Genomic DNA, 11,081 nt, shown 5'->3' on the forward strand with positions numbered 1-11,081 from the left:
AAACCTTTTAAGTGGACATACAAGGGTAAAGTCTTGGCTGTTTAATAGTCTGTGTATTTACGCCGAGCTGTACTAGGATAGAAATATCACCAATTCTTGACCCGGAGGTACAAACCGTGAAATCAAAAATTATTGCAACCGCAGCAATACTTGCCGCCCTAGCCTTTCTGCATCCTCACCCAGCATTATCTCAACCTGCAACTGACGGCGGGACAAAACCCGGATTTTGGCAACCTCAAGCGCAGGTTGACAATACTCGCAACATTACCCTCAGACTGTTAAATGAAACGGGATTGAACCTAGAATACGGTGAATCAGGTGGCAGCTTGTCATCCTTGCCAGTCGGAGCCAGCAGAAACATCAGTGTTCGCATCAGCAATCGTACCGGGGACATTGCCAATATTCCGATTAATGCCACAACAGCAACCGCAACTTTGAAATACGACTATAACGTTGACTCGCAGACAAACATTTTGACGATTCGCATCACTAGATCAGACGGCCGCACTAGGCAAGACCGGTCAGTTTATATTGATGAAAAAGGGCGAGTTTACTCTTTCTAAGATAAACGCTCATCAACCCGGTTTCTCCTGATAAATTTTGCTTTTACCAGCGAGGTATCGCGGCAGAAATCGGGTTTCTAGACTAGCGTGTATAAATTCTGTCTTTCTCAAAAAGTTAGGAATCAAGTGCAGCCCATAAAGAAGCGATATTTTTGTGCAGCGGATTTGACATTTCATCCCCAAAATCAACTGCTGCTTGCAATTCGGCGCTAGTGGCGTACTGGTGCATCAGGTGGGTTTCGAGAGGATGTCAACCGCCGCATCGCGGACTAATATCCGTCGTTTCTCTTGATACCAGCGCCTCGATTTCCCTCTTCTTTGGGTTTAGCTTTGTTCACTCGCAAGGGGCGCCCCATCCACTCTGCACCGTCTAATTCGGCAATTGCAGCGTCTTCTTGGGCATCCTCCATCATCTCAACAAATGCAAAACCGCGCATCCGACCGGTTTCCCTGTCGGTAGGCAAGACAACTCGCTTGACTGTGCCGTATTCTGCAAATACTGCTTTGAGGTCTTCTTCGGTGGCGCGGTAAGACAGATTTCCAATGTAGATAGTCATGTCGATCGAACTGAACTTGTTGTGGTATACATAATAACCTTTTAATTTAACTGTCAAGTGCTATCTAGCATACAACTGGGCGATCGACTCTGACTAAAAGGATTTGCCGCACTCACCAACCCTTGGTACTGGCTGCAATAGTTAGTTTAATCAAAACTCATATCCTCACTCGCCCTGCGGATGAGTGAGGATATAAGTTTTGGGGCGGCGAGGAATCCCACCCCTGAACAATACTTGATTTTAATCAGATCACTGATGGGTGGGCGAGGAATCACCAAGCATCTTCGGAAACAAAGCGACTAACAAGGTATAGCATTCCTAAATCATTTATGAATTTCTTACTCCCTCAGAGCGGCTAAGGCGAGGGTTGGGGTGGGGTAAAAAAATTACGACTCCTGCAAGGATTGCTATATAAGAGTTCATAAAGTTCTAATATAAGTTAATTAAAAAAAAATGATACAATTACATTTGAGACATTTATGATGCGACAACCTACCCAAACCATGGAAAAATGCTTTGTTAGTGATGGAAAATAGTCATATAAATAGAGAAAACAAGTAAAGAAACTAATCAAAAAAAAGGGGCGAAAGTAATATAATTGTCGCCCCCTTCGCGCCATGGATCACAAACCTGAGAATTTATGGTCAAAACTTAAATATATTTTCAGTTTTATCAACATAACAAATTATCAATAATTAGGAAAGGCGATCGACTTTGCATTCCGTCAACTTTCTCAGCACAATATTTGGAACTGGTTTACACACTGCTGTTATTGTACTTCATCTATCTGAGAAAGGCTCTGCAGGAATCGCTTGTGTCTGTGCAGACTTTCTAGCGGGGACTGAGCAATTCAATCTACCCCAGTGTGGAAATCCCGTAAGGGAAAAACGCGAAAAGCCAAACTGTGAAGTTTGGAAGCCCACGCCATAACTGTAATCAGTTTGGCGTTGGGAGGATGTTACTGCTTTTCCTTAGTCGATCGAGATTGACTGAGGCCCCGTGCTTTTACCGTTGGTGGGTTCGGCTGGGGGAGTAGTGTAGGAAGTTGAACCAGCTTGCTCGTCGATCCAGCTTTTAACGGGATCTTCGTGAAGGTTGAGTCGAAGCAGGCCAGATAAAAATCCGCCCGCGAAGGCGATCGGCTGTTCGATCAATTCTTTCGCCATTGGGATGAGTTCGTCGATGAACATTCAAGAGTCTCCTTGTGTTGCAGGGGTTATACCTTAACTGTATCGTTTGTACTGCGATGCTGGCAGCGGGCTACAAAAAACCTTCCAGCGCTGAAGATGCGCGATCGGGCAATTTTTCGGCTCATGACTTACAATGCTAATCAAATTGCTGCAAAAATTTTATGTGCCGTTTGCTTGGCTACCTAGGGGAGCCGATTTTACTTGATGCTATTCTGTACAAGCCGGAACATTCCCTAATTGTGCAGAGTTACCAGCCCCGCGAAATGACTTCTGGTCTACTCAATGCTGACGGTTTTGGTATTGGTTGGTATCACCCGCACCTAGATACTGACCCGTTTACCTATAAAAATGTACAGCCAATTTGGAGCGACATTAACCTTCCGAGTATCAGTCGATACGTTGAATCTGGATGCGCGATCGGATATGTTCGCAGTGCAACTTCAGGACAAGCTGTAGATTTGAGCAACTGTCAGCCGTTTCAGAACGATCGCCTGCTGTTCGTACACAACGGCTTCGTGAAGAATTTTCGGCAAACTCTTTACAGACCAATTCGCGATCGACTCAGCGATACGCTTTATCAATCAATTAACGGTACTACAGATTCAGAGCATATTTTCGGCTTGTTTGTCAATGAATTGACAGCCACCAATGTGACTCTAGAAGCTGCTTTGCAAAACACGCTGAAAACTGTGGCAGAGCTAGCAAACTTTCACCAAGTAGAATTTTCAGCTAATATAATTATCAGCGACGGACACCAGCTTGTTGCCTCTCGCTTTGCTTCCCAAAAAACCCCTCCTTCCCTCTATTGGCTGCGGGACGATTTAAATTTCCCGGATTCTGTCATCATTGCTTCTGAACCTTTATTTGCAGGCAATTGGCACGAGTGCCCAGTCCAGAGCATTATCAGTACCGGAGTAGAGCGTGATATCGAAATCTATCCAATCTTGTAGAAAGGCAATTTATCGCGATTTGCAGCAGTGTCGCAGCGGCACTTTCAAGCTATTTGCAGACATCGATTATGATACTTTTTGCCGTCAAGCTCATCCTGATTTCAGTCCAGTTGGCTGGCACTTAGGTCACATTGCTTATACTGAGGATTTGTGGCTGTTGCAACGGTGCGCTGGCTTGAAACCTGTCTTTCCTCAGTATCACCAACTGTTTGCTGCTGATATTTTGCCCAAAAAACAACGGGTTTTTCTGCCGACGTTACCAGAAGTTGAATTATATCTGGATGAGGTGAGAAAAAAGGTGTTCGATTATTTGGAAGTAGCGCCGATCGACGAGCAAGAAGGTCTCTGGCGGTTTATTATTCAGCACGAAAGCCAGCACTGCGAAACTGTTGCTTTCGTGTTGCAAATGCACAGGAATAAGGCAGAAAAAAGAGGGAAGAAGGAAGAAGGAAGAGGGAAGAAAGAAGAAGGAATATTAATGCCCAATGCCCAATTCCCGATGCCCCATGCCCCATTCCCCATTCCCAATTCAGCGATTGAAGTTCCGGGCGGGGAATTTTACATGGGAAGCGATGCTGCTGAGGCTTTGGATAACGAGCGATCGCGCCACCTATGTTATTTAGAAGCATACTCGATCGATCGCTATCCCGTCACTTGTCGTCAATACCGAGATTTTATGGAATTCGGCGGCTATCAAAACCCTGATTGGTGGTCAGCGGACGGCTGGAAATGGCTGCAAGGCGAAGCCGTCTTTCAACCGCTTTACTGGTCAGAAAATCCAGCTTTCAACAACCATCCAGTCTGCGGCGTGAGTTGGTACGAAGCCGAAGCTTACTGCAACTTTGTTGGCAAGCGTTTGCCATCGGAAGCAGAATGGGAAAAAGCTGCGAGTTGGGATGCCAAAAATCAAACATATCGCATCTATCCTTGGGGAGAAGAACCGCCAAACGGCAGCCTGTGCAATCACGGCAATAATATTGCCAATACCTCGCCAGTTGATGCCTTTCCCAAAGGAGCAAGTGCCGCAGGCTGCTATGATATGTTGGGCAATGTTTGGGAGTGGACTGCTTCAACTTTTGACGCCTATCCGGGATTTGAAAGTTATCCTTACAGGGGATATTCTCAAGTTTATTTTGATGGAGAACACCGGGTTTTGAAAGGCGGGAGTTGGGCGACTTTTCCGCAGGCACTGCGATCGACCTTTCGGAATTGGTACTATCCGGGCGTGCGGCAAATTATTGCTGGTTTTCGCTGCGCTAAGTAGTTGGCTAGGTAATTATAATTACCATCAAATTGGTTCATAGTGAAAAATTTATTCATCGGACTTTGCCGATGAACAAATTCCTTAATACTTGCCTTACAAAGCTTATTTTACGAACCTCAGATAACTGGCTGGAGAGGGAATTGGGGAAAAAAAATGTTTGCGAAATGCCCAACTTTTTTCCATGTAACAAGCTCAAAAAAAACAAGTTTGGTTAAGTATTCAATAATTTTTGTGGATAAATTTTAAGTTTTAATTGTGGATGCGATCGCCATCCGGTGAGAAAATACAGAATCCAGAGCCGCATGAAAAATCTGACTTGAGCGCGATATTTGGCAACGCGGCTGCGTGCTATACCGATATGTGCATCTAAAAATTACTTTATGAAATCCCCAAGACTCTCCGATACGACAAACTCAGCCTTAACGAAGGAAAACCGCCTGCACTTAGAGCGCCTGGTGAGCGCTGCGGCACTGACACCGGCAGAAATCAATGCTGGCAGCGATGCAGTTAGCGGGTTAACTCAAAGCCCCAAATCCCTGCCTCCAAAGTATTTCTACGACGATCGCGGCTCGAATCTGTTTGAGTTGATTTGCCAGTTGCCGGAATACTACTTGACGCGCACTGAGACGGCAATTTTGCAGGGGTGCGCGGGGGCGATCGCCAATTTAACTGGCCCCTGCGAAATCGTCGAACTCGGCAGCGGTAGTTCCACCAAAACTCGGATTCTCCTTGATGCTTACAGTCAACTGGAGTATCCCCTGCACTATTTGCCGATCGACATCAGTCCTACTATCCTAGAAAGCAGCGCTTGTCAACTGTTGGCCGATTATCCGTCGCTCCAGATTCACGGACTTGTCAGCACTTACGAATTAGCCTTAGCTAAAATTGCACCGTCGCCCTTGCCAACCCGAATGATTTGCTTTCTAGGCAGTACCCTCGGCAATCTCAACGCTCAAGAATGCGATTTGTTCTTCTCGCAAATTGTCGGTGCATTGCAGCCGGGAGAGTATTTTTTGCTGGGAATTGACTTGGACAAATCTAAGGATATTTTAGAGCCGGCCTACGATGACAGTCAAGGAGTAACGGCAGCATTTAACTTGAATATGCTGCGACATTTAAATCGAAAATATGAGGGAAATTTTGATTTAGCACAGTTCGAGCATTGGGCTTTTTACAATCAAGAGGAATGTCAAATAGAAATGCACTTGAAAAGTAAAAAAGTGCAAACAGTGCAGTTGCGTTCTCTCAATTTAATAGTTGAATTTGCAGCGGGAGAAACTATCCGCAGCGAAATATCGCGCAAGTTTAATCTCAATACTGTAAAAAAAGAACTTTCGCAGCGTGGTTTAATGCCTATGCAGGTTTGGACAGATCCAAATCAGTGGTTTGGCTTGATGCTTTGTCAGATGTCAGTTGACAGTTGACGGTTGACAGTTGACAGTTGACAGTTGGCAGTTGCCAATTGCCAATTGCCAATTGTTATTTGTTATTTGTTTTGAATATCTCGCAATAATTAGTAACTACTGACTACTGACTAATAACGTTCGCGAGCGGGGACAGCACTATGACTACTGACTACTGACTACTGACTACTGACTACTGACTACTGACTACTGACTACTGACTACTGACTACTGACTACTGACTGCTGACTACTGACTACTGACTAATTAACAAATCGGCCGCTGTCCGGGTTTTACGGCGTGAATGTACTCACTGCCCGAGGTCGGCCATCCCCTCTTATAATAAGCTTCCTCCGGCTTCCCCCAGCCCAACTGCAACAAAATTTCTAGGAAATCCAACTTTTCCCACTTCGAGAGACTGGCCCATTCTGTGCGCTGGGCTATAGCCTCTACATCAACCGACTCGATCGATCGAAAATCCTTTCCGCTGTTAACACTTAAATACAAATCCATCCCGGCAGTTACCTGCTGCCAGAATTCCAACATAGAAATCTTAGCTGCCTTCAGCGTGATCAAATCAACCGGTAGAGCTATTAATTCGTCATCCACTGCCGGATAGCGTAGAGTATTGCCTTTAACCGCAATTTCCCGCCAGACAATCCCAGAAACTTGATGTTCCCGCTGGTATTCGTGTACGGCTGCCTTAAAATTTTGATAAGCAGTGAACTTCTGTACGCCCTCAGATTTGAGAAAGCGGTCAATCACGGGGTTGCCTGTAGCAGGAGTTTCAGTCAAGTTGAGGCGCCGCCCATACAAGCAGGCTTGGCGCTCTTCTTCGAGGATTTTAATGAGTTCCGCCGTGCTGTAGACCTTGGACATCTTTATTCAGGCAAAATCAAGATATTGGCTGATATTCGGCTGGTTTTCTCGACTAATCTTCGGTAAAGATAGTTTTGCTGTTCTAGGCAATATTCAGTTTTGCCGTTATTCTAGCTTTTCTTGCTGCTTAATTCTAGTTTGATAGTTTACAGGCGTCGAGCCGCGAAATCCCGACAGCCTCTTAAAAAAAGCAGTTAAGAGGGTACTGAATCACGAACTAGAGTGGGAACTGCACCGCGGACGTATCTCGCGGGATTTTTCGCCAAAAACAAAGCCCCCTCCAGGGAGGGGGCAAAACTGATTTAGAGGTTTGGGAGTTTTATTGGATGGGTCGATCGAACAACCCGAAAAAAAAGCAGCATTCGCACCTGCCGTCAACTACCAAAACTCAAATTTTCAGTCTCAAAGCTTAGTAGCGTCGAGAAGAGCGATCTTTGTCGCCCCAGCCGCCGCCGCCACCCGATGAGCGTTTGTTGTCTTCGCGAGGTTTGGCTTTGTTGACTTTCAAGTCACGGCCCATCCACTCAGCACCGTCTAAAGCTGCGATGGCTGCTGCTTCTTCTGCCTCGCTTGCCATTTCCACAAAAGCAAAACCCCGCATCCTGCCTGTTTCCCGGTCCATTGGCACTTGGACGCGGCTTACAGTACCGTACTCGGCAAATACTTCGTTGAGGTCATCTGATGTTACCTCATATGAAAGATTACCCACGTAAATCGACATAAAATCTCCAGAATCATTAGGGTGCAGAGACTTAGATTCGGAGAGACGCTTGTAAATAAACACCAACAAACTACGCAACCGAATTTAATTCTTGGAAAACCACTATAACATGAAGCCAGCAGAATCAGCAATTGGCTGTCATAATTTTCAATGTTGGGTGCCGAGCGGGCAATCGGCAACAGAAAGTATTCTTGATAAATGACATCTTACACTCTTGGCATCCTCCGGTTGGTTTCTTGCTGCGCGATCGACCTGATAGCTGAAATTTTGCGTCGCTGTTACCAGGTTGATTGGGTCTGATTGAGACCAGTGCCTGAGATTCACTTATAACTAACATCACCCACTGTTCTCCTTGGACAAGCCTCCTGCCCGTTCCACCAGAGATAAATGTTTTTAGCCCAGGATTAATCTTCCGAGTCAATCTCCCATCTTCCATCTCCCGTCTCTCATCGCATCCGATTTAGCGCCCGATAATGGCGGCTCCCCAATAATTATCAAAAGAGTTATTAGCAATATCTACGCGCATTTTATACATATATAGCAATTCTCGCATCATTTGTGAATTTCTTACTCGCTCCCCGATCTCGCGGGGAGGGTTGGGGTCGGGTAAAAATTTTACGACTCCTGCAACGATTGCTATCTAAGTATAATTATTTCTCTAATATTTCCCTTTTATTCATTTCTTAAGGCTTTATGTAGTTTCTCTATTTGCTCTTTCTCTAAGATGATTCTCGGCTGTGATTTTTACACTAATTGCATGAAGTTTGTTTTCGATTCTACCGTATTTAAATGCCTAAAAGTTTATGTCCTGGGAAAGATGCGATCGCACTCCTACCTCCCTAGCATTGTAAAAGTTGAACGTCCACAGTCCACAAAGATTGTCTAGTACAGACAGAAGCAAGCCTAGACAAAAGAGCGTGGAGCAGTTACAGAGGATTTTAAATGGTTATAAACAGTTCGTTGACCCGGCCCTTGGCTGTCGTGACGGGTGCCTCTAACGGTATCGGCTACGAACTCGCCAAACAGTTCGCTCAAAACGGCTTCGATCTCCTAGTCACCGCCACCGGAGCGAGCATCAATGAAGCGGCTCAAGCCTTTGAGGGGCTCGGTGCCAAAGTCGATACAGTGCAGGCAGACCTCGCTACCTACGACGGTGTTGAGACGCTCTACAACCAGATAAAAGCGACTAATCGGCCAGTGGATGCGATCGCAATTAATGCTGGTGTCGGCGTCGGGGGCGACTTTGCCCGCGAGACAGACTTAAAGGAGGAAATAAATCTGATTAACCTCAACGTTGTCTCGTCTGTGCATTTGGCTAAACGGGTAGTCAAAGATATGGTCGATCGCGGCCAAGGACGGATTCTATTCACTTCCTCCATTGCCGCCCTAATGCCGGGGCCATTCGAGGCAGTCTATGCAGCATCCAAAGCCTTCATCCACTCGTTTTCCGAAGGACTCCGCAATGAGTTAAAAGATACAGGTGTAACTGTCACCTCGCTGATGCCGGGTCCCACCGATACTAACTTCTTCCACCGGGCGGGAATGGATGACACGAAGGCGGGCGCCGACAAGAAAGATGATCCAGCCGAGGTTGCCAAACAGGGATTTGAAGCCTTGATGGCTGGTAAGGACAACATCATTGCAGGTTCGCTCAAGACAAAGATTCTAGCCAGCGCCAGCAAAGTTGTACCTGATACCGTTAATGCCGAAATGCACCGCCAGCTTACTGAACCGGGTTCTGCTAACAAATAATTCACGCCCGTCTTACTATTCTTATGTGCAGATTTAAAGAAAGTAACCATCGCAGATAATGGCAAGATTGCAGCCCGTAAAAGCGTGTTTACTTCTTCCAGTAGTGACGATTTAGCACAGTTTTCTCAGGCGTTCATCGATGGCATTATGCAGCATCGGCCTTGGATGCGAACTGAGGAATAAATGGTTCCCGCCTAAGTAATTTAGTACAGCACATTTATGCAAATTCATCATCTCAATTGTGGCTGTATGTGTCCCATTGGAGGGGCGCTTTTCGATGGCTTTAGTAGCGGTTTGACGGCTAACCTCGCCTGCCACTGTCTGCTTGTTGAAACGAATCAGGGACTGGTTCTGATTGATACCGGCTTCGGATTGCGGGATATCGAATCCCCTTACTCCCGGCTCAGCCCGTTTTTCGTCCATTTTAATAACATCCAGTTCGATCGCAAGTACACGGCAATCCATCAAATTGAACAGCTAGGATTTTCACCAAGCGATGTGCGCCATATTGTGCTAACCCACCTCGACTTCGATCATGCCGGTGGTCTAGAGGATTTCCCGGAAGCAACGGTACACGTTATGCAGGCTGAAATCGATGCCGCACACGATCGGCACGGTTTCATCACAAAAAGGCGCTATCGTCCGGGGCAGTGGGATGAAGTCAAACGCTGGAAATACTATTCGGCGGGTGGCGAACCTTGGTTTGGTTTTGAAGCAGTCCGCGACCTCGACGGGTTGCCGCCGGAGATTTTGCTAATCCCGTTGGTGGGGCACACGCGCGGTCATGCTGGCATTGCCATTGATACACCCGATGGCTGGCTTCTGCACGCAGGCGATGCCTATTTCTACCGACACGAGATGGATGCCGCTAACCGACGCTGCACGCCCGGTTTGCGCGCCTACCAATGGATGATGGAGGTCGATCGCAAGGCTAGGTTGCTCAATCAAGGCCGGCTGCACGAATTATCGGTGCAGCATAGTAAAGATGTGCGCGTGTTTTGCAGTCACGATGCTATTGAGTTAAAAGCCTTCGTTGACGAGTCTAGGAACTCTTAAAACTAGAAAGTTCCTCCTTACTATTGATTACGCAAAGTAGGCGGTTGGGGAAGTTCCAGCCGGACTGCGCTCTGGATTTTGAGACATCTTAAATTCAAAACTCATACTAAGTTGCGTTCAAAGAGCTTATTCTTAAATGTGGGAAATATGTCATTGAGCGCCAGCGCTCCCGGTTAGATGCTAGATTGACCAGTCCTTGACAAAGCTCATCGATTACCTTAGACATTGACTTGAATATTAGGTTATTAAAGTAGTTTTCGGGTAAATCTTCCCACAGATGTTCAACTGGCATTAATTCCGGGCTATTTGAATCTAATCTAACTAGCACAAACTATAAAATAGGTGTCGATTTATTTCCCTGACCCAAAATTATGGGATACTTTTTGCACGAATTGCTGTTGGAGAGACAAAGCATTGACTCATCCCTCAACCTCTCGTGCCTTGCGAAACTTTTCCTGTAATTGCTCGCACGCAGTCTCTAAGGGGATTCCCTCACCCCGTGATAGTTCCACCTCCGCTTCCTCCACCGAAGAGCGCACCTCCTCCACCCACTCCCAATAATGCTGGCGTGTTTGAGTCAAAGTCTGGAGGGCTTTTGTAATCACCTCTTCCGGCGAGCTAAACTGCCGCGCGTGCTAATTGCGCTTCGATCAATTTCATTTGCTCAGGACCTGGGGGGGTGACAAAGAGGTCTACGAGATAGACTGTATAAGGGTTGCGGCCCGCATACCTTGTTGATAAAAACG

12 protein-coding genes are annotated in these 11,081 nt (G+C 46.3%); 6 read left to right on the plus strand and 6 right to left on the minus strand.

The features are described from left to right. The first annotated feature begins 116 nt into the window (after window positions 1-116). Entirely contained in the window at window positions 117-563 is a 447-nt protein-coding gene (locus QUA90_RS29065) for a hypothetical protein (RefSeq protein ID WP_333328299.1), read from the plus strand. A gap of 269 nt (window positions 564-832) precedes the next feature. On the opposite strand, the gene QUA90_RS29070 is transcribed toward QUA90_RS29065, so the two are convergent. Beyond that, window positions 833-1,120 carry an RNA recognition motif domain-containing protein gene (locus QUA90_RS29070; protein WP_015179076.1) on the minus strand — a complete coding sequence of 96 codons (288 nt, stop codon included), beginning with the start codon at window positions 1,118-1,120 and terminating at the stop codon, window positions 833-835. A 971-nt stretch (window positions 1,121-2,091) separates the two neighbouring features. Further along, window positions 2,092-2,310, minus strand: a complete 219-nt coding sequence (locus QUA90_RS29075) for a hypothetical protein (protein ID WP_333040721.1) — start codon at window positions 2,308-2,310, stop codon at window positions 2,092-2,094. Between the two features lie 161 nt (window positions 2,311-2,471). Between QUA90_RS29075 and egtC the strand changes: the two genes are divergently transcribed. From egtC to egtD, 3 genes are all read left to right on the plus strand, one after another. After that, window positions 2,472-3,260, plus strand: coding sequence for an ergothioneine biosynthesis protein EgtC (gene egtC, locus QUA90_RS29080; protein ID WP_333328296.1), 789 nt, complete (start codon window positions 2,472-2,474; stop codon window positions 3,258-3,260). Then, window positions 3,232-4,524, plus strand: coding sequence for an ergothioneine biosynthesis protein EgtB (locus QUA90_RS29085; protein WP_333385306.1), 1,293 nt, complete (start codon window positions 3,232-3,234; stop codon window positions 4,522-4,524). The genes egtC and QUA90_RS29085 overlap by 29 nt, the downstream gene beginning before the upstream one ends. A gap of 380 nt (window positions 4,525-4,904) precedes the next feature. After that, window positions 4,905-5,948, plus strand: a complete 1,044-nt coding sequence (gene egtD, locus QUA90_RS29090; protein WP_333385309.1) for an L-histidine N(alpha)-methyltransferase — start codon at window positions 4,905-4,907, stop codon at window positions 5,946-5,948. A 246-nt stretch (window positions 5,949-6,194) separates the two neighbouring features. Here the strand turns inward: egtD and QUA90_RS29095 are convergent, their stop codons facing one another. Together QUA90_RS29095 and QUA90_RS29100 are read right to left on the minus strand one after the other, a co-directional pair. After that, on the minus strand, window positions 6,195-6,806 hold the full coding sequence (locus QUA90_RS29095) for a hypothetical protein (protein ID WP_333448641.1): 612 nt from the start codon (window positions 6,804-6,806) through the stop codon (window positions 6,195-6,197). A 409-nt stretch (window positions 6,807-7,215) separates the two neighbouring features. Next, window positions 7,216-7,527 (minus strand): RNA-binding protein, encoded by a 312-nt coding sequence (locus QUA90_RS29100; RefSeq protein ID WP_333082386.1) that lies wholly within the window; start codon window positions 7,525-7,527, stop codon window positions 7,216-7,218. Window positions 7,528-8,469: 942 nt separating this feature from the next. Here QUA90_RS29100 and QUA90_RS29105 point away from each other — a divergent pair. Further along, complete coding sequence (locus QUA90_RS29105) at window positions 8,470-9,279, plus strand: SDR family NAD(P)-dependent oxidoreductase (RefSeq protein ID WP_333448642.1); 810 nt, start codon at window positions 8,470-8,472, stop codon at window positions 9,277-9,279. A 111-nt stretch (window positions 9,280-9,390) separates the two neighbouring features. Here the strand turns inward: QUA90_RS29105 and QUA90_RS29110 are convergent, their stop codons facing one another. Then, complete coding sequence (locus QUA90_RS29110) at window positions 9,391-9,702, minus strand: hypothetical protein (protein ID WP_333448645.1); 312 nt, start codon at window positions 9,700-9,702, stop codon at window positions 9,391-9,393. Here QUA90_RS29110 and QUA90_RS29115 point away from each other — a divergent pair. Next, window positions 9,634-10,335, plus strand: coding sequence for an MBL fold metallo-hydrolase (locus tag QUA90_RS29115; protein ID WP_333448644.1), 702 nt, complete (start codon window positions 9,634-9,636; stop codon window positions 10,333-10,335). The genes QUA90_RS29110 and QUA90_RS29115 overlap by 69 nt on opposite strands. Window positions 10,336-10,754: 419 nt before the next feature. Here the strand turns inward: QUA90_RS29115 and QUA90_RS29120 are convergent, their stop codons facing one another. Beyond that, the gene (locus tag QUA90_RS29120; RefSeq protein WP_333448643.1) at window positions 10,755-10,940 is read right to left on the minus strand and encodes a hypothetical protein; all 186 of its coding nucleotides are present in this window, start codon (window positions 10,938-10,940) and stop codon (window positions 10,755-10,757) included. Window positions 10,941-11,081 lie beyond the last annotated feature (141 nt).

The organism is Microcoleus sp. D3_18_C4, from assembly GCF_036702355.1.
GTDB lineage: Bacteria > Cyanobacteriota > Cyanobacteriia > Cyanobacteriales > Microcoleaceae > Microcoleus.